The sequence below is a fragment of the Minwuia sp. IMCC3060 genome (genome assembly GCF_029909435.1).
In the GTDB taxonomy this organism is placed as follows: domain Bacteria; phylum Pseudomonadota; class Alphaproteobacteria; order Minwuiales; family Minwuiaceae; genus Minwuia.
Genome location: NZ_CP123782.1, coordinates 2,125,510 through 2,144,294, shown reverse-complemented (window position 1 = coordinate 2,144,294; position 18,785 = coordinate 2,125,510). Strand labels below are relative to the sequence as shown.

The 18,785-nt window shown below is 63.8% G+C and carries 15 protein-coding genes; 7 read left to right on the top strand and 8 right to left on the bottom strand.

Features of this window, described 5'->3' with window-relative positions:
* Positions 1 to 71: 71 nt before the first annotated feature.
* The 3 genes from QGV54_RS10060 to QGV54_RS10050 all read left to right on the top strand — a co-directional run bounded on the left by QGV54_RS10060 (position 72) and on the right by QGV54_RS10050 (position 3,509).
* On the top strand, positions 72 to 1,670 hold the full coding sequence (locus tag QGV54_RS10060; protein ID WP_281016968.1) for a hypothetical protein: 1,599 nt from the start codon (positions 72 to 74) through the stop codon (positions 1,668 to 1,670).
* Between the two features lie 71 nt (positions 1,671 to 1,741).
* Positions 1,742 to 2,683 carry a DMT family transporter gene (locus QGV54_RS10055; RefSeq protein WP_281016969.1) on the top strand — a complete coding sequence of 314 codons (942 nt, stop codon included), beginning with the start codon at positions 1,742 to 1,744 and terminating at the stop codon, positions 2,681 to 2,683.
* The gene (locus tag QGV54_RS10050; RefSeq protein ID WP_281016970.1) at positions 2,676 to 3,509 is read left to right on the top strand and encodes an SDR family NAD(P)-dependent oxidoreductase; all 834 of its coding nucleotides are present in this window, start codon (positions 2,676 to 2,678) and stop codon (positions 3,507 to 3,509) included. Before QGV54_RS10055 ends, QGV54_RS10050 begins: the two co-directional genes overlap by 8 nt.
* A 29-nt stretch (positions 3,510 to 3,538) precedes the next feature.
* Here QGV54_RS10050 and QGV54_RS10045 read toward each other — a convergent pair whose 3' ends face one another.
* Together QGV54_RS10045 and QGV54_RS10040 are read right to left on the bottom strand one after the other, a co-directional pair.
* Positions 3,539 to 4,327 carry a 3'(2'),5'-bisphosphate nucleotidase CysQ gene (locus QGV54_RS10045; RefSeq protein ID WP_281016971.1) on the bottom strand — a complete coding sequence of 263 codons (789 nt, stop codon included), beginning with the start codon at positions 4,325 to 4,327 and terminating at the stop codon, positions 3,539 to 3,541.
* Between the two features lie 2 nt (positions 4,328 to 4,329).
* Positions 4,330 to 5,697 (bottom strand): metallopeptidase TldD-related protein, encoded by a 1,368-nt coding sequence (locus tag QGV54_RS10040; RefSeq protein WP_281016972.1) that lies wholly within the window; start codon positions 5,695 to 5,697, stop codon positions 4,330 to 4,332.
* 235 nt (positions 5,698 to 5,932) lie between these two features.
* Between QGV54_RS10040 and QGV54_RS10035 the strand changes: the two genes are divergently transcribed.
* Both QGV54_RS10035 and QGV54_RS10030 read left to right on the top strand, forming a co-directional pair.
* Positions 5,933 to 6,925 carry a DMT family transporter gene (locus QGV54_RS10035; RefSeq protein WP_281016973.1) on the top strand — a complete coding sequence of 331 codons (993 nt, stop codon included), beginning with the start codon at positions 5,933 to 5,935 and terminating at the stop codon, positions 6,923 to 6,925.
* 41 nt (positions 6,926 to 6,966) lie between these two features.
* Entirely contained in the window at positions 6,967 to 7,728 is a 762-nt protein-coding gene (locus QGV54_RS10030) for a 3-hydroxyacyl-CoA dehydrogenase (RefSeq protein WP_281016974.1), read from the top strand.
* 67 nt (positions 7,729 to 7,795) lie between these two features.
* On the opposite strand, the gene QGV54_RS10025 is transcribed toward QGV54_RS10030, so the two are convergent.
* Positions 7,796 to 9,391, bottom strand: coding sequence for a choline dehydrogenase (locus QGV54_RS10025; protein ID WP_281016975.1), 1,596 nt, complete (start codon positions 9,389 to 9,391; stop codon positions 7,796 to 7,798).
* A 163-nt stretch (positions 9,392 to 9,554) separates the two neighbouring features.
* Here QGV54_RS10025 and QGV54_RS10020 point away from each other — a divergent pair, with 163 nt between their 5' ends.
* Positions 9,555 to 10,439: a haloalkane dehalogenase gene (locus QGV54_RS10020; RefSeq protein WP_281016976.1), complete on the top strand. Its 885-nt coding sequence runs from the start codon at positions 9,555 to 9,557 to the stop codon at positions 10,437 to 10,439.
* Between the two features lie 23 nt (positions 10,440 to 10,462).
* Here QGV54_RS10020 and amt read toward each other — a convergent pair whose 3' ends face one another.
* From amt to QGV54_RS09995, 5 genes are all read right to left on the bottom strand, one after another.
* Entirely contained in the window at positions 10,463 to 12,556 is a 2,094-nt protein-coding gene (gene amt, locus QGV54_RS10015; protein ID WP_348638751.1) for an ammonium transporter, read from the bottom strand.
* Between the two features lie 171 nt (positions 12,557 to 12,727).
* On the bottom strand, positions 12,728 to 13,936 hold the full coding sequence (locus QGV54_RS10010) for an acyl-CoA dehydrogenase family protein (protein WP_281016978.1): 1,209 nt from the start codon (positions 13,934 to 13,936) through the stop codon (positions 12,728 to 12,730).
* Positions 13,937 to 13,986: 50 nt separating this feature from the next.
* Positions 13,987 to 14,790 carry an alpha/beta hydrolase gene (locus QGV54_RS10005; RefSeq protein WP_281016979.1) on the bottom strand — a complete coding sequence of 268 codons (804 nt, stop codon included), beginning with the start codon at positions 14,788 to 14,790 and terminating at the stop codon, positions 13,987 to 13,989.
* Positions 14,791 to 14,800: 10 nt separating this feature from the next.
* Positions 14,801 to 15,022, bottom strand: coding sequence for an acetyl-CoA carboxylase biotin carboxyl carrier protein subunit (locus QGV54_RS10000; RefSeq protein WP_281016980.1), 222 nt, complete (start codon positions 15,020 to 15,022; stop codon positions 14,801 to 14,803).
* Positions 15,023 to 15,084: 62 nt separating this feature from the next.
* Entirely contained in the window at positions 15,085 to 16,614 is a 1,530-nt protein-coding gene (locus tag QGV54_RS09995; RefSeq protein ID WP_281016981.1) for a carboxyl transferase domain-containing protein, read from the bottom strand.
* A 395-nt stretch (positions 16,615 to 17,009) separates the two neighbouring features.
* Here QGV54_RS09995 and QGV54_RS09990 point away from each other — a divergent pair, with 395 nt between their 5' ends.
* Entirely contained in the window at positions 17,010 to 18,707 is a 1,698-nt protein-coding gene (locus QGV54_RS09990; RefSeq protein ID WP_281019892.1) for a GGDEF domain-containing response regulator, read from the top strand.
* Positions 18,708 to 18,785 lie beyond the last annotated feature (78 nt).

The following is an 18,785-nucleotide window of genomic DNA, read 5'->3' as shown; positions in this document are numbered from 1 at the left end:
TTTTGATGGGCTGGCGGCATTCTGTTCCGAGCAATGCCGAAACGATCCAATCTACAGGGTGAGAGATCATGATGATGCAAGCGTCAACGCCTGACGAGTCGAGCCTGACTCTGCGCCTGGATGCCCATGGTGAGATCGGCGAATTGAACGGCGATACGGACAGGCTGCTCGGCCGGTCCAGTGTCGAACTCTGGCGCAGGCCGGTGTCGGATGTGTTCAGTGCCGAGGCCAGCGCGACCCTGAGCCGGGCGCTGGGTGCCCTCTCCAAGGGGGAAGCGGGCGGCGCACATGTCATTACGTACGACCGGCCCGACGGCCTGCAGGCTCACTTCGGTCTGCGTGTGCGCCCGGCGGGCAAGGGACCGGCTGATGGATTCCTTGTCCATCTGGCGCCGACCAGAGCGCCTGACGCCTGGGAGGCTGCACCCATCGACAGTGCCGTCGTGGGCGGGGACGATGATGCCGGTGCCGGGCTGGATCGCATGGCCGGCCTGCTGGCCGATGGCAATCAGGACAAGGGCATCACGCTGATGTCGGTGGAAGGAGGGCTCGGCGCCTTCGGTTCGACAGACAAGGCGAGGGACTTCCGGCGTATCGTTGACGAACGTGCCCGAAACCTGGGCGCGAGCGGCACCACGGATCTGTCCGACGGGGCCTATGGCGTCGTGCATGGCAAGGACTATGACAGTGCCCGCCTGCTGAGTGACGTGGGGCAGGAAGCAGTATCCAGGGGCGTTCTGAAGGACGCCGGAGGTCTGGCGGCCCAGCAGGTCGTGTCCGATACGGGCGCCGTATCTGCCGCTGCCGCGCGCGGTACCCTTGGTCACATGCTTTCCGGCCTGCGCCGCGGGCTGAAGCGTGGTTTCAGCCGGTCGGGACTGGCGGAGGCGCATTCAGAGGCCATGACAGCTGCGGAGCAGATGCTGGTGGATGTCCGTCAGGCCATCTCCAGCGGCAGTTTCCAGCGCCGGATCCGCCCTGTCCTGAGCCTGAAGCGCAACAAGATCGCGATGCAGCTCGTGGGGGCGGACCTGAAGGTCGGGGACCAGATCGTGACGCCGGAACAGGTCTTTGGACTGGTCGAGGCGGATGACGTCCAGTGTGATTTCGAGGTCGCAGTCGTGGAACAGGCCATTCGCCAGCATCTGGAGGCCAGGACCTGGCAGTCGATTGCTTTCCGTGTGCTCGCCTCCATCCGCCAGGAATATCTGAAGCAGACGACCGTGCGGACACGCCTGGAGACCCTGGCGCGCAAGAGCGGCATCAGGAGCGAGTATCTGGTCCTGCGCCCCTACGAGGCCCTGAGCGGGAAGCTGAACGGCAAGGGCAGCGAGATGGTCGAACAGGACATGTCGGCATCCGCGTTGTGCCTGTCGGTGCCGGATTTCTATGCCTTCATTGCGGGCGACGCCGATCATCGCGCCGGTTCCCTGGTCAGCGGTGAAGGCGCGCGTGGCTATATCGAGGTATCGACGGATCGCCTGACCGGGCTGCTGGCGCAGAAGGACGGGCGCTTCCTCGTGCGGGGACTGATCGAGAACTGGCGCAACCGCCAGATCGAGCTGATTGCCACCAGTGTGAACCGTCCGGAGGACAAGCAGACCGTTTCGGACCTCGGCATTCGCTACGCGCGCGGTCAGCTGATCGGCGGATGGGAAAACCGCTACTGAGGCTTTGCAGCCTGACCCGCCGCATGCGAATGTGCGCCCATCACGGGTGACAGCGCGGGGAGGCGGGTTCCTTGTCGACAGGTGAGGAACGATTCCAGGACGCGACCTCCGCGCCGCCGGATTTCCTGCCACATGCAGCACTGTTCTGCTCGGTCGTCCTGCTGGGCAGTTCCTTCGTGGCCGCACGCGCGATCATGGAGCATTCGGACGCACCGGCGACCCTTGCGTTCCTGCGCTATTTCCTGGCTGCCGCCTGTCTGGTGCCGCTGGCCCTGCGCCGGTCACAATGGCAGATTGCCCGCGCCGATGTTCTGCTGGCACTGGGGCTCGGCGTCATGCAGTTCGGGCTGTTCCATCTGTTCGTGAACACGGCCCTGCAGGAGATACCCGCTGCACGTGGTGCGGTCATCTTCGCGCTGATTCCCATCCTGACAATGCTGATCGCGGCTGCGGGCGGGCGGGACCATGTCTCATGGTTCATGACCATCGCCGCCATCCTGTCGTTTGCGGGTGTCTCTCTCGCTGTTGGGGAGAAGGCATTCAGCGCGGATGTCGGCGGCGACAGCCTGTGGGGGGAGGGGCTGTTCTTCCTCGCCGTCTGTTGCGGTGCCACCTACAACGCCTTCTCTGCCCGGCTGTATCAGCGCTACTCGGTCGCGCCGATCTCCCTGCTGGCGATGCTGGGGGGCGTGATCATGATGTTGCCGTTCGCCGCCGCTGAAGGGATGTTCACCACGGGGCCGGGCTATTCGGAGAGTGACTGGTGGCTGGCGATCTATCTGGCCGTGGCGGGCGGCACGGCCAGCATGCTGCTGTTCAACTGGGGCCTGCGCCGACTGTCGCCTACACGGGCGGCGATCTGGGTACCGCTGAGCCCCATCGCCGCGACAGCGTTCGGAGCGCTGTTGCTGGATGAGGTGATCACGCCACTGTTCCTGGTCGGTCTGGCCTGCGCGGTGGCAGGCCCGCTTCTGGTAAGCTGGGGCCGGAGCAGGAGGAAGCAGAATGGCTGATCTGAAGGAAAAGGTCGCGGTCGTCACTGGCGCGGCACGCTATCGTGGCATTGGCCGGGCAATCGCACTGCGCCTTGCACGCGACGGGGCTGATGTCGTGGTCTCGGCACGCGGCGGCGGAAATGTGCCGGATCACGAGCTGGAGATGGGCTGGCAGGGCACCGCCTCACTCGTGGGCGAGATCGAGGGCATGGGCCGGCGTGCGCTGGCCATCGAATGCGACGTGACGGACCGGGCGCAGGTCGCCGACCTGATCGACGGCACGCTGAAGGCTTTCGGCAGACTGGATATCGTTGTCAACAACGCGGGCGTTCCCAGCGGCGCTGGTGCCACCCCGGTGGTGTCGATGGACGACGAGGAGTGGCTGCACACGGTCGATGTGAACCTGAACGGCGTCTACCACGTGTCGAAAGCGGGTGCCCGGGCCATGATCGACGCCGGAAACGGCGGCGCCATCGTGAATCTCTCTTCGACCGCCGGTCGGGTCGGCATGGCGAACTACGGGGCCTATTCCGCCACCAAGTTCGCGGTCATCGGCCTGACGCAGCAGATGGCGGTCGAGCTTGCCCCGTCCGGTATCCGGGTCAACTGCATCTGCCCCGGGTCAACCGACACCGACATGATGGATGGCACGTTCCGCCGGGTCGCCGGCCTCGTCGGGACGGAGTTCGAGCGCATCAAGAAGGGCGTGCGCAGGCAGGTGCCGCTGGGTCGCCAGGGTGATGTGTCGGAGCAGGCGGCGGCAGTGGCGTTTCTTGCCAGCGATGATGCCAGCTACATCACCGGCCAGACCCTGAACGTGGATGGCGGCCTGCGCATGGACTGAGGCCGCGTGTTCGACCCGCCGGACCGGCGTCAGGAAAGTACCCTCAGCAGTTCCTCATGCATGTTGGGGCCGGAGGCTATGACATTGCGGTGCCGGGGACGTTCCCGGTTGTAGATGAAGCCTTCGTTGGTATTGGTGGTGCAGCAGGCTCCGGCCTCCGTCAGGATGAGATCGGCCGCGGCGATGTCCCAGTCGTGCTTTCCGGCCATGGAGATCGCGGCGTCAAACCGGCCCGCCGCCACCAGCACCATCCGGTAGGCGATGGAGTTCATCCAGGTACACAGCATGTCGTCGCCCGGCTTCGGCCAGGTGAAATAGGTCATGTTGCGCTTGGCGGTCAGGTAGTGGGCGTCCCCCGTATTGTCGATCAGGCTGGGGGATATGCGTCGGCCGTTCAGCCTTGCCCCGGATCCCAGCGCGGCCTCGAAGAACTCATCCTTGGCCGGGTTGTAGACTGCGCCCAGGATCGGCTTGCCATCCTCCACCAGGGCGACGCAGACCGTGAACTCCGGTACGCCACGCATGAAGGCGCGGGTGCCGTCGATCGGGTCGGCGATCCAGACCCGCTTCCGGTCCAGCCGTGACGGGTCGTCCGCCGTCTCCTCCGACAGCCAGCCATAGTCGGGCCGGGCCTCGGTCAGACGCTGTTTCAGCAGGGTGTCGACGGCAATGTCGGCCTCCGTCACCGGATGGTCGTTGCCCTTGTCCCAGGTCTTCAGATCCGTGTCGAAATAGTCCATTGCGACCGCACCCGCGCGACGCACCGCATCCAGCAGCAGGCTGTGATCGGCGCTCAGGTGGTCGGGAACGCGCGGCACCCTCAGTTGCCCGCCACGGTCATGCCCTCGACCACCAGGGTCGGCGCATTGGTGCCATAGCGGAACGTCAGATCATTGGCAGGCGTCAGTTGCATGAACATGTCCTTCAGGTTTCCGGCGATGGTCATCTCCGACACCGGAAAGGCGATCTCGCCGTTCTCGATCCAGAAGCCGGCGGCGCCCCGGCTGTAGTCGCCCGTGACGCCATTCACGCCAAATCCAATCAATTCAGTAACATAGAATCCTGTGCCAACATTACGGATCAGGTCAGCAGCCGAGGCTTCGCCTGCCGCGAGATACAGGTTGGAGGTTCCGGGCGAGGGCGGTCCACCTGTACCGCGGGACGCGTGTCCCGTCGTCTGCAGCCCCAGTTGCCGGGCGGAAGCACAGTCGAGAATCCACGTCTGCAGATGCCCGTCGTCGATCAGGGCCAGCTCACGTCCGGCGATACCTTCTCCGTCCACCGCGCGGGACCGCAGGCCGCGTTGGCGCAGCGGATCGTCGATGATGCGGATACCGCTGGCAAAGATCTGCTGCCCCATCCGGTCCTTCAGGAAGGAACTGCCGCGCGCGACCGATGCGCCGTTGATGGCCCCGGCCAGGTGCCCGACCAGGCTGGAGGCCACGCGGGGGTCGAAGACGACGGGCACCTTGCCCGACGGCATCTTGCGCGCGCCGACACGTTTCACGGTCTTCTCGGCGGCGGTCCGGCCGACTGTCGCCGCGTCTTCGAGCGCAGACATGTGGCGGACCGAACTGAACTCGTAGTCACGCTCCATGTGGCCTTCCGCGTCCTCCGCGATGACGGAGCAGGAAAGGCTGAAACTGGAGATCGAATAGGCTGCGCCAAAGCGGACGCCGTCACCCCGGATGGCCAGCGCCACGCTGCCCGCGCCATATCCGGCGGAAGCCCCTTCGGACTGTTTCACACCATTGACGGCCAGCGCGGCCTCCTCGGCGATGCGGGCGCTTTCGATCAGGCTCTCGACTTCCGGCACGGTCGGGTCATGCAGGTCCAGGTCGGGCAGGTCCGTCGCAATCTGGTCCGCGTCGGCGATCCCGCACCAGGGGTCCTCCGGGCTTGCCTTGGCCATGGCGATGCCGCGCGCGGCAAGCTCGTCCATCATGTCCGATTTCATGTCGGTGGAGGACACGACCGCCTGCCGCTTGCCGACCATGCAGCGCAGCCCGACATCGAAGCTCTCCGAGCGTTCGATGTCCTCCGGCTTGCCCTGCCGGTAGGACGCGCCGAGGGACCGGCTTTCCACCATCACGGCATCGGCTGCGTCGGCGCCGCCCTTCAGGGCCCGGTTCAACAGATCGTCCAGCATCTCCAGGGCTCTGGCTTCGGCGGCGGCGCGATTGGTCATATGTGCAGGTTCCCGATCAGTTGCAGTCCGTCATATAGGCGTGTCGCCTGCCATGCCACAAGGGGTGGTGCGCCCATGGCGGGTGCGCCGACGCTACGGTCATGCGCACCCGGTATGGGCGCTGAACATGGTATTCCGGGGCCAATCTGGTTTATGACAGGGGAAGAGAAAGCCTGTCAGGGCGCTTGGCCCGCAACGGGGTTGCGCCGCGAGTGGCGCGGAGACCGGATCTGACGTGATCGAGAAGTTCAAGAATCTGCCAGGCAATGTGCGTGGCGCATTGTGGTTGCTGGCGGCGGGCATATTCCTGTCCGCGATGGGCGTCTTCATCAAGATGGCGGCTGCGGAACTGCATCCGTTCCAGATCGCGTTCTTCCGTGCCTTCTTCGGCCTCTGCATCGTTGCGCCCTTCGCCCTCCGGCACGGGCTGGGGACGGTGCGCACCTCGCGCCCGATGCTGCATCTGATCCGGGGTCTGATCGGCGGCGTGGTCATGCTGTGCATGTTCTATTCGGTGGCGCATCTGCCGCTGGCCCAGGTCACGGCGCTCAGTTTCACCAAGCCGCTGTTCCTGATCCCGCTGGCCGTGATCTTTCTGAGCGAGAAGGTGCGGATGCGGCGAACCATCGCCACGGCCGTGGGTTTCATCGGTGTCATCATCATGCTGCGCCCGGGCGGGGAGACGGATCCGGTCGCCTTCGTGGCGCTGTTTGCCGCGGCCCTGATCGCCGGGATCACGATCATGATGAAGATCCTGTCGCGGCTGGATGCGCCGACGACGCTCGTGTTCTGGTCCAGCATCATTCTCAGTCTCTGCACGCTGGGCCCCGCGCTCTGGTTCTGGAAGATGCCGAGCATGGAGGTCCTGCTGGTGCTGCTGGCCCTGGCCGTATGCGGCACCATCGGGCAGACCATGCTGATACGGGGCTATTCGGCGGGGGAGGCGATGGCGGTGACCCCGTTCGACTATGCCCGGCTGCTCTATTCGGGCCTGTTCGGCTACCTGCTGTTCTTCGAGGTGCCGGATGTCTGGACGGTCGTCGGCGCGCTCGTCATCGTTGCCTCGACGCTCTATATCGCGCGGCGCGAGGCGAAGGTGAAACCACATGATTCACGGCCTGCCACCGCGACGTTCGATGGTCCGGCGGGCACGGGCACGACTTCCATGCAGTCATCGTCGGTCAAACCGGCTGAACAGGGTGCTGACAAGCCACTCCACGTCGGCTAGAGGTCTGCCGAGCACGACTTTTCAAGAGGGAGGATGAACTGATGAATCTCAAGGATATGGCCGCCGTGATCACCGGCGGCGCGTCCGGTCTGGGTGAGGCAACGGCGCGTGAACTCGCGTCCGCCGGCGCGAAGGTCGCGATCCTGGACCTGAACGAGGACCAGGGTCAGAAGATGGCGAAGGAACTTGGCGGGGTCTTCGCCAAGTGCAACGTGGCTGATGAAGCCTCTGTCCTGGCAGCATTCGAGACCGCCAAGGCCGCCCATGGTCCGGCCCGGATCCTGGTGAACTGCGCAGGCATCGGCATTGCCGCCAAGACCACGTCGAAGGGCGAACCGCATGCCCTGGACATGTTCCAGCGTGTCATCAGCGTCAACCTGATCGGTACCTTCAACTGCATCCGCATTGCCGCAACGGAGATGGCGGCTCAGGACCCGACGGAGAACGGTGACCGCGGTGTCATCGTCAATACGGCATCGGTCGCCGCGTTCGATGGTCAGATCGGTCAGGCGGCCTATTCCGCGTCCAAGGGTGGCGTGGTCGGCATGACCCTGCCCATCGCGCGTGACCTGATGAATGACGGGATCCGCGTCTGCACCATCGCGCCGGGCCTGTTCGGCACCCCGATGCTGCAGAGCCTGCCCGACAACGTGAAGGAAGCGCTGGCAGCCACCGTGCCGTTCCCGAAGCGTCTCGGCGATCCTTCGGAATACGGCCAGCTCGCCCGCCACATCTGCGAGAACCAGATGCTGAATGGCGAGACCATCCGCCTCGACGGCGCCATCCGCATGGCCCCGCGCTGATCCAGCGCCTTTCAGCCCCGGCCATCAGGTCGGGGCTGAATTCCGCCGTTTGGTCCGCGATTGACGCTCAGGTCGCGCGGATCAGATCTGCGGCCCGTTCCGCGATCATGACGGTCGGGGCATTGGTGTTGCCGCCGATCAGGCTGGGCATGACCGACGCATCCACGACCCGCAGACCCTCCACGCCCCGCACCCGCAATTCCGGATCCACAACGGCGGCATCATCCTTCCCCATGCGGCAACTGCCGACCGGGTGATAGATCGTTTCCGCCTTGCGCCGCACGAAGGCTTCCAGCGCCTCCGGTCCCTGCACATCCGCGCCGGGATGAAGCTCGTGCGCCATGTGCTGTGCGATTGGCGGTGCGGCCAGGACCTGCCGCCCGATCTCCACGCCGCGGATCATCTTCTGCAGGTCATCCGGGTGATCCAGGTAATTCGGATCGATCAGCGGATCGGCCATGGGATCAGGTGACGCCAGTCCGATGTGGCCACGGCTCTTCGGGCGCAGGTCACAGCAGTGCAGCGTGAGACCATGGGCATAGATCCGCGTCTTGCCGTGGTCGTCGCTCATCACCGGCAGGAAGTGATACTGCAGGTCGGGCAGGGGCTCGTCCGCCCGGCTGCGCGTGAAGATTCCGGCCTCCGCGAAGTTGCTGGTCAGCAGGCCGGTGCGCTGCTTCCTATATTCGCGGATCGCGCCCGGCAGGCGGCTCAGGCCGCGCCAGGTGAACGCGAATCCGATGTTTGTCGAGGTGTGCTGCACCAGTGAGATGTCGAGATGGTCCTGCAGGTTGCGACCGACTTCCGGCGCCTCGTGAACCTGTGCGATGCCATGTTCGGCCAGGACCTTGCCCGGCCCGACACCCGACAGCAGCAGCAGGTGCGGCGAATGCACCGCCCCGCCGGACAGCAATACTTCCCGCGTGGCACCGATGCTCTCGTCGGCCGTCTGTCCCTGCCGACGGAAATCGATACCCACGGCGCGACCGCTCTCGATCCGGACGCGCGTGGCCCGCGCGCCGGTGATGACACGCAGGTTGGGTCGCTGCACGCCCTGCAGATAGGCGTGCCAGACGCTGTGGCGCTGGCCGTCCTTCTGGGTCAGCTGATAGAGACCGGCCCCTTCCTGTCGCGGGCCGTTGAAGTCATCCGTCTCGCCGATCTGGGCGCTGGTCGCCGCCTCGACGAACATGTGCGACAGCGGGCTGGGGCTGCGCGGGTCCATGACGTTCAGCGGGCCGCCCTGACCGTGCAGGTCATCCTCGATGCGTTCATTGTTCTCCGCCCTGCGGAACAGCGGCAGCACGCTTTCCCAGTCCCAGCCCGGGCAGCCTTCCTCGCTGGCCCAGCGGTCATAGTCGGCACGGTGACCGCGAATGTAGACCATGCCGTTGATCGCGCTGGAGCCGCCGAGCGCCTTGCCGCGGGGCCAGAACATGCGGCGACCGCCCAGGTTCGGCTGTGGCTCGGTCTTCAGCAGCCAGTTGGTCTGCTTGTCCTGCATGGTCTTGACCAGTCCGGCAGGCACGTTGATCGACCAGTGGTCACCGGTTGTCCCTGCCTCGATCATGCAGACGGAGGTATCGGGATCCTCGCTGAGACGACTGGCAAGCACGCAGCCTGCGGAGCCGCCACCGACAATGATGAAATCGAACTGGTCCATGGCTGACATCTCCCCAAAAGCCGCGCGTTCTGGCTTACAACTGACTGCGGTTCATTACAAACAGGAAGCGACAGACGGGCGGTCTGGCGCATTTCGTGCCCGTCCACTTGACCACCACACGGCCTGCCCCAATTCTGTCGCATGACATTGGGGAGGACGTGAGATGGCAATTTCAGCGGAAGAGCATCCGAAGAAGTCGGTCGAGGTACTTGGTCGCAAGATGAGTTACGTCGAGATGGGGGAGGGTGATCCCATCGTCTTCCTGCACGGCAATCCGACCTCCTCCTACCTCTGGCGCAACGTGATGCCGCATGCGAAGGGCCTGGGGCGCTGCATCGCGCCGGACCTGATCGGCATGGGGGATTCCGAGAAGCTGCCGGACTCCGGTCCGGACCGGTACCGCTTCGTCGAGCACCGCCAGTATCTCGACGGCTTGCTTGAGGCGCTGGGAGTCACGCGGAACGCGATCTTCGTCATCCATGACTGGGGATCGGCGCTGGGGTTCGACTGGGCCAACCGGCATCGGGAGGCGATGCAGGGCATCGCCTACATGGAAGGCATCGTGCGACCGGTGCTTTGGGACGAATGGAACGAAGCCTCACGCCCCGTGTTCGAAGGCTTCCGCTCCCCCGCCGGGGAGAAGATGGTGCTGGAGAAGAACATCTTCGTGGAGAGGGTGTTGCCCGGCTCCGTGCTGCGCGGCCTGACCGATGCGGAGATGGCCGTCTATCGCCGTCCCTTTGCCGAGGCCGGGGAGGACCGCCGCCCCACACTGACCTGGCCGCGCCAGATCCCGATTTCGGGCGAACCGGCTGATGTTGTCGCCATCGTGCAGGACTATTCGGACTGGATGGCCGAGAACGAGATGCCGAAGCTGTTCGTGAACGCGACGCCGGGGGCGATCCTGACCGGCGCGGTCCGTGACTACTGCCGGGGCTGGAAGAACCAGACGGAGGTCACTGTGAAGGGCAGCCACTTCATCCAGGAAGATTCACCTGACGAGATCGGTGGCGCGATCGCTGACTGGGTTTCCGGAATTCGCGGCTGACGATCCGGAACCCGGGGCGCGGATCAGGCGCTGAGTCGCACCTGCGGGTGGATCACCCGGCTGAGGGGGAAGCGCACTGTGATGATCGTGCCCACGCCTTCATCTGATTTGATCACCAGGCTGGCGTCATGCAGCTTGGTCAGCGCCGCCGTCAGGGGCAGGCCCAGTCCGGTGCCTTCGGCGGAGTAGATCAGGCTGTCGCTGGCGATCTGGGTGAAGGGTTCGAAGGCGCGATTGATGTTGGCCTTCGAGATGCCGATGCCGGTATCCCGAACGGTTGCCGCGATGCGTCCGTCCGCTTCCACCTCGATGGTCAGAGAGACTGTCCCGTTCTCGGGCGTGAACTTGATGCCGTTGGTCAGCAGGTTCAGCATGATCTGGCTGACCGCCCGTTCGTCGGCACGCAGGATCGGCAGGTCGGGCTGCACGCGTATCAACAGGTCGACCTTGCTGTCGCGGGCGTTCGAACTGAGCATGCGCTGACAGGATTGGGCGATCTCTGTCAGATCAACCTCCGTATCGATCAGGTCGAACTTGTTTGCTTCGATCTTTGACAGGTCAAGGATGTCATTGATCAGCGACAGCAGGTGCTGGCTGGCGCTGTTGATGTCATCGGCGTAGTCGCGGTAGCGGTCATTCTGCATCGGGCCGAACATCTCGGTGCGAATGATGTCGGAGAAGCCGATGATGGCGTTCAGGGGCGTCCGCAGTTCGTGACTCATGTTGGCAAGGAACTGCGATTTCGAGGAGTTGGCCAGTTCCGCCTGGGTGAGTGCCTCGCGAAGCCGGGAGCTGGTCCTTTCGTGGCCCGCGACTTCGTTGGAGAACTTGCCCAGGACGAGGTTGTATTGGGAGGCGATCTCGCCTGCTTCCGTGAAGGGCTCGACATGGACCGGGCGGCTGAAATCCCCGGTCTTGCGATGAACCTCCATTGCGGACACCAGATCGACCAGCGATGTGCTGGCGCCATGCTCCGACGTGTTCAGCCCCACGTCCTCGTGCGCGCGGGAGACGCGAAGGGGCAGGAAGCGGTTGACCAGCAGCAGCAGAGGCCAGGCAATCCCGAAACTGACAAGTCCGGCGCAAACGACACCCAGTGCCTGCACGCCAAGCTGATCCAGGCGATCGAGGCCGGTGCCCAATCGTTCGAGATCTCCCAGCAGGGCGACGGCGAGTGTTCCCCAGATGCCCGCGAACAGATGCGAGGGAACGGCATTCACCACATCATCGATCTTCAGACGCGCCAGCAGCCATGCGCCACCGATCCCGACCAGACCACCGATGGCGCCGATCAGGATTGCTGACGGCCCGGTCGTGGCATGGGCGCTGGCGGTGATTGCCACAAGCCCGGATATGGCACCGGTCGCGGCCGGTACCGCTGCGGGGCGACCTTCGCGCAACCAGGTGTATCCCAGAACCGCAAGGCTGCCCGAAACGCCGGCAAGCATCGTGTTCAGCAGGATGACCGGAACATTGCCGTTCAGCGCAAGCTCACTGCCGCCATTGAAACCGAACCAGCCGATCCAGAGCAGGAAGATGCCAAGGATCGCGGTGGAGGGATTGTGGGGTTCGATGGGACGCCCGTTCTCGCCGAAGCGACCATGGCGCGGCCCGATGACAATGATTGCTGCAAGCGCCACCCAGCCCCCGATGCTGTGGACCACGGTTGACCCGGCAAAATCCACGAAACCCAGGGCTTCCAGCCAACCGGCCTGCGCCAGGTTCAGGCCACCCCAGGCCCAGTGGCCGAACAGGGGATAGATCAGAACGCTGACAAGCCCGGCGATCATGAAATAGCCACGGAAGCTCATCCGTTCCGCCACCGCGCCGGAGACGATGGTTGTCGCGGCACCACAGAATGCGACCTGAAAGAAGAAGAAGGCGATCTCCTGGGCGACAGGCTTGCTGCCTGCCCCCGGATCGAACAGGAAGGCGCTGGTGCCGAACAGACCGATCTCGCTGGCACCGAACATGAGGCCATAACCGGCCAGCCAGAACAGCATCACCGCCAGACAGAAGTCGGCGATGTTCTTCATGGCCACGTTGATCGTGTTCTTGGCCCGTACCAGCCCGATCTCCAGACAGGCGAAGCCGGGTTGCATGAGCAGCACCAGCACGGTGCAGATCAGTATCCACAGTAGATCTATGTGGGCGCCCAATTCCTGCACTGTACATCACCTGAACTGTCGACTACGCACGTCCCTGACTGCCCGAAATATAAACTCAGGGTTTCAACAACTGGTTAATGAACCAGTTCGTCGTGCACAATACCCAAGTGTATCAAGCGTCTAAAGGCCCAGAACCAGTTTGGCGATGATATTGCGCTGGATCTCGTTGGAACCGGCATAGATGGTCGCGGCCCTGTGGTTCAGATGACGGGGCAGGGCGGTGAGCGCATGTTCCGGCCCCACGGCGCTGATATTTGTCCCCACGGTGCGGGCAGCCTTCTGGTCCGGCCAGGCGTGATAGGCGACGGCTTCTGTCGTCAGTTCCGCCGCGCGCTGCAGGATTTCGGAGCCCCGGACCTTCATCATGGAGGATGCGGCACCGGGTGTCCGTCCCTCCGCCAGCGCACAGAGCGCCTGCTTTTCCACATGCTCCAGCGCCAGCGTATCGCATTCGGCCTCGGCGATCCGCGTGCGGAAGGTCATGTCGTCGATCAGCCGTGATCCATCGCCGTCACGCTCCGCCTGGGCGACGGCCTTCAGGTGGGCCAGCGAGGCGTGCAGACCGGGACTGTAGCTGTTGCCGCCACGCTCGAACTCCAGCAGGTACTTCGCGACCGTCCAGCCATCATTCTCCCGCCCGACAAGATTGCTGGCCGGAACCCGCACATCCTCGAAGAAGACCTGATTGACCTCGTGGTCACCGGCCATGGTGATGATCGGATCGACCGTGATTCCCGGCGCCTTGAAGTCGTCGATCAGGATGAAGGAAATACCCTCCTGCGCCTTGCCTTCGGTGCTGGTCCGTACGAGACAGAACATGCGATTGGCATGCTGGGCGAAGGTGGTCCAGATCTTCGAACCATTGATGATGTAGTCATCACCGTCGCGCACTGCACGGGTCTTGAGCGATGCCAGATCCGACCCGGAACCGGGTTCCGAGTAACCCTGGCACCAGACGTCCTCTCCCGACAGGATGCGGGGCAGGTAATATTCCTGCTGCTTCGGCGTGCCGAAGTGCATCAGCACCGGCCCGACCATCTGGACACCCATGACCAGCGGGACCGGCGTTCCGGCGGCGGCGCACTCGGCATTGAAGATGTAGAGCTGCAGCGGCGACCAGCCCGGACCGCCGAACTCCGGCGGCCAGGTCGCTGCTGACCAGCCCCGGGAGGCAAGGGTCCGGAACCACTTCATGCCGATCTCGAAATCGCTGAAGGGCCCCGTTGTCAGACGTGCGCCGTCGCGCATCTCGTCAGTCAGGTTCTCCGCGATCCAGCCGCGCACCTCGTCGCGAAAGGCCACATCTTCTTCGGTCAGGCTGAGATCCATTTGGCTGTCCTCCCCAGAGCAGTCCGGGAATGGTAGGCGCTGCGCGGGATTCAATCCAGTGGCAGTACGTCTCCAAAGCGCTCCGGCATCTGCAATGGACCCATGTGTCCTGCGCAGGCGATCGTTACGCGCCGGGCCTGCGGCAGTGCATCCACCAGCCGATCCAGAATACGTGCGGCGGGCGGCGGACCCTTCTCGCTGCCGACAAGGGTCACAGGTACCCTGATTGCCGCGTAGTGAGACGCGAAGTGCGCATCGAAGCTGACATTCGCCGTATCCGCGTTGATCTGCGGTGCCATGGCGACAATGCTCTGTCGTGCCTTCTCCGGCAGGTCATCCCATCTGTCGCCGTTCCACAGGGATATGAAGTCGCGTACCGCCTCCTCAGCACGCCCTTCGGCCATCAGGGGGGCGATGCGGGAAACCGCGCGGGTATCCTGGGACAGTACCTCTGCGTCTTCCGCATGCTCGCGCAGGACACCGATTGCCACCGGTTCGAAGACCGTGATCCGCCGCATGGGCACGCCTTCGGCAGCCAGCCGCAAGGTCACGAACCCGCCCATGGAGTGTCCGAAGACGGGCAGGGGCGACACCGCCTGTTCCAGGAAGTGGTTTGCCACGACCATGTGGCGCGCCATGGCATCCGGCCCGGTCACAGAAGTGGCACCATAGCCGTCCAGGTTGGGCAGGACGGCGCACCAGCCCCGTGCGGCCGCAATCTCCGCCAGCCGGATCAGGCTCGCCGCGCCGGTGCCGGAGGCGTGCAGCATCAGCAGTTGCGGCGCGTCCTCCGGTCCGACCTCGAAGCCATCAATGATGCCGATGCGGGTTTCCCGCCGAAACGGCCTGATCATCCGAAGCTTATCAGCCTTCCATGCGGGCGACCGTCTGGCCTTCCGCCACGGCCTCGTCCTTCTCCACCAGTATCTCCGTAATCTTGCCGGAGACAGGTGCCACTACCGGAATCTCCATCTTCATGGATTCCAGGATGATCACGGCATCCTCTTCCTCGACCGCCTGACCGACCTCGGCCTCGATCAGCCAGACCTTGCCTGCGATCTCCGACTTGATCTCGATTTCCGCCATGTGCCCTGTCTCCCCAAATTGCACGTGTCCGAATGGATGGCGCGGAGCCTAATGCGGCTTCGTCAATAAGTGAACGGCCAGCTCTGCATATGATGTGCGCCTAATCCGCCGGTGCGTCGGGGCTGATGTGCCTCCAGCATCCGGGCGAGCCATTGTCGGGTGTCGCGCGGGTCTATGACGTCATGGGCCAGATACTGCCCCGCCAGGTCGTAGGGGGAGCAGCCAAGCGAATATTCGTCCACGGCGGCGGCGAAGCGTTCCGGCTCCGCCTTCGGGTCGAGGCCGGTCACGATGGAGGCTGCGACAGCCGGGTCGACAAAGCTGATGTCCGCGGTGAACCAGCACGCCATCTCGCTCGACCGCCCGCCGCCCATGTTGATGTAGGCCTGCCCGTAGGACTTGCGCATGACCACCGACAGGACCGGGACCGTGGCAAGTTCCAGGGCCTGCATGAAGTTCATGATCTTTCCGGGCACCTTCTTGTGCTCGCCTTCGACACCGATCAGGAATCCCGGGACATCGGCCAGGAAGATGATGGGCACGTTGAAGCTGTCACAGCTCGCGATGAAGCTGGTGGCCTTGTCGCAGGAATCGACGTCCAGCGCCCCGCCCTTGAACATCGGATTGTTGGCGATGATGCCGACCGTGCGGCCCTGGATGCGCGCGAAGCAGGTGACCAGCGAACGTCCGAAGCGTTCCTTGATCGGGAACATGCTGTCGCGATCGACGATCAGGTTGATGACCTTGCGGACATCGTAGGTGCGTCGGCGCTCCTCCGGAACCAGGTCCAGGATACGGTTGGCGTCATCGCCGGAGCCGGCGGGAACATCTGCCAGTGGCGGCAGCTCCTCGCAGTTGGAGGGGAGGTACGAAAGATAGTCACGGATCGCCTGCAGGGCCTCTTCGTCACTGTCGACGGCCAGGTCGGCCTTGCCCGTGATCTCGGTCTGCACACGCCAGCCGCCCATTTCCTCCGGGTCGATCTGTTCGGAAATGGCAACGGTGTTCACCCGCGGACTGGTCACTGCCATGACCGCGCCCTTGCGCATCACCACGAAGTCGGAAACGGAAGCCACCCAGGTTCCGCCGCCGAACGACATGCCCAGTACCGCGTCGGCCCAGGGAACCAGCCTGCGACGGCTGAAGATGAAGCCTTCGCCGACACTGCCCATGCCGACCGCCCCCATGATGTCGGGAATGCGGGCACCGGAGCATTCCGAGAGATAGACAAACGGAACACCGTTCTTCTCGGCGGTCCGCCACATCTTCATCGACTTGTTGCTGTTGTTGATCGCACTCGATGAGCCCAGCGTCGTGAAATCCTGGGCGCAGACGACGACCTCCCGCCCGTCAATCCGACCGTATCCGTCCACGACGCCATCCGCCGGGCTCTTGTCTTCCATGCCGGGCCGGCGGGAAACCGCGAACAGGCCGGTCTCGTGGAAACTGTCGGGATCCAGCAGCGCCTCGATCCGCTGGCGCGCATTCAGAATTCCCGCCTCGGCACGTTCGGCTAGTCGCTTTGGCGACCCCATTGCCCTGGCCTTGGCGATGCGCCGCTCATGCTCTTGAATGTGATCTTTCCAGCCCAATTGCTCTCCCCCCTCATGGAATCCGGGCAGAGTCTGCTGTCCGGACAGATCGTGTGCAAGCCGCAGGGGCGAATTGGTGGAACGAATAATTGCCGGTTGCATCGGTCCGGCACTTGATCCACTCTTCGGCGGTTGCTAGGCCAATATTTGCCATGATAATTGCCTGTTGGATGACCTGATCGTCGATAATCCCGACGCCGCAGGCGTGCCGCAATGGCACCTCGAATTTCAAGTGGATGGACCCGCGTAGCGCTTTTCCTGAAGGAACCTGGGAAGCGGATGGGGTCCAGCCTAGAGAGCCCGGAAGAACGGGCCAGGTGTTGCGAGCGAAGTCTGAGAATTGCGGGGCGCTTGAGCTCCATGTCATTTCACGGAACCGATGTCAGGGCACTGGAATGGAGCAGCGGGAGTTCAGTGGCAAGGATCCCATCGAGATCCTCTATATCGATGACGACTATGAGGATTTCCTGCTGACCGAGGCGATGCTCTCGTCCAGGGCGCGCAAGGATTATCGCCTGGAGTGGGCCGAGAGCGCCGAAAGCGGGTTTGCCGCTCTCCAGAAGTCCAATCCCGATGTCTGCCTGGTCGATTACAGGCTGGGTCGCGACAATGGTGTTGATTTCGTGCGCCGGATTGTCGAGAGCGGCTACGGTGGTCCCGTCATCCTGCTGACCGGAATGAGCGACGAGGAACTGGATCAGGCAGCCCGTGGTGCGGGTGCCGTCGACTATCTGGTCAAGCGTGATGTCAATGCCACGCTGCTGACCCGTGCCATCCAGTACGGCCTGCGCCAGAAGCGCAAGGAGCAGGCACTTTCCAGACAGACGACCACTGACGCGCTTACTGGCTTGCGCAATCGCGTCGCGTTTGATCGGGAGCTTGAACGGGTCGTGGCGACCAACCGGCGATCAGGCAACGCCTTTGCGGTCATCCTGCTCGACATGGATCATTTCAGGTCGATCAACGACGGTCTCGGCAAGGATGCCGGGGACCGCGTGCTGGTCGAGGTCAGCAACCGGCTGAGAAGCTGTTGTCGGGAAGCCGATGTCGTCGCCAGATGGGGCGGCGACCAATTCGCGATCATCTGCGAGGGGCTGGCGAGCGCCACCGACGCCTCGATTCTGGCGGAACGCATTCGGGCGAGCATTGCCGAACCCTTCACGATCGACGACTGGACGACAAATACGACGGGCAGCCTCGGCGTCTATTACAGCAGTGCCGGCAGCCGCGATTTCGACAATATCGTCCGTCGGGCCGATCATGCCCTGCTCAATGCCAAGAAGGCGGGGCGCAACCGGGTCGCATTCTTCGATGACCCGACAAACGCGATCCTGGCCCGGCGCGCCGGTATCCGGTCCCTGACCGAGGCCGCCGTCATCGATGGCAGGATTGGTTTTGCCTCCCAGCCGATTGTCAGCATGGACCGCGGGAAGGTCGAAGGCCTGGAAATTCTGATTCGGCTCCGGGATCGTCATGGCAAAGACATCTCCGCCGAGGAAGTCGTCTCCGTTGCGATGGGAAGCGATCTGATCTGGGATGTCACGCGCCTGGCGATGCTGCGTGCTGCCGAGGCACAATCGGCATTCGCCGAACGGGACGACCGTGATCCCATGCCATTTGTCGGGATCAATCTTGCAGATCGCCAGATGGCTCGCCCCGGTGCGCTGGAGCGGCTGGAACGGTTGATTGCCGGGAGTGGCATTGCCCCGGGAACCCTGGAATTCGACATATCCGAGAAGGCCGTGGCCGCCGACCCTGATCGGACCCTGTGGATCATCGACGGCATCCATCGGCTGGGCGCGCGTGTGGCACTCGACGACTTCGGAACCGGAGACATGTCGGTCCTGCAGCTGGCCCGTCTGCCGATTGATCGGTTGAAGATCGACAGAAGCCTTGTGCGCGACGCGGCGCATTCCCCGTCCAGCAGGGCTGTCTGCGAGGGAATCCCGCGACTGGCCCGCAGTCTGTTTGTCTCGACCGTTGCCGAAGGCGTCGAAACGGAGGCAGAAGCGCGACTGTTCCGGCTCAATGGCTGTGACCTGATGCAGGGCAGGCTCAGCGGCATGCCCGAAGCAGTCCGTCGCGGGCGCTAGAGCGTTAATTTGATCGAAAGATCAGGTGATTATCGTGCATTCTTGAGAAAGAAGATGTGCGATGGAGAGCGGTCGGTC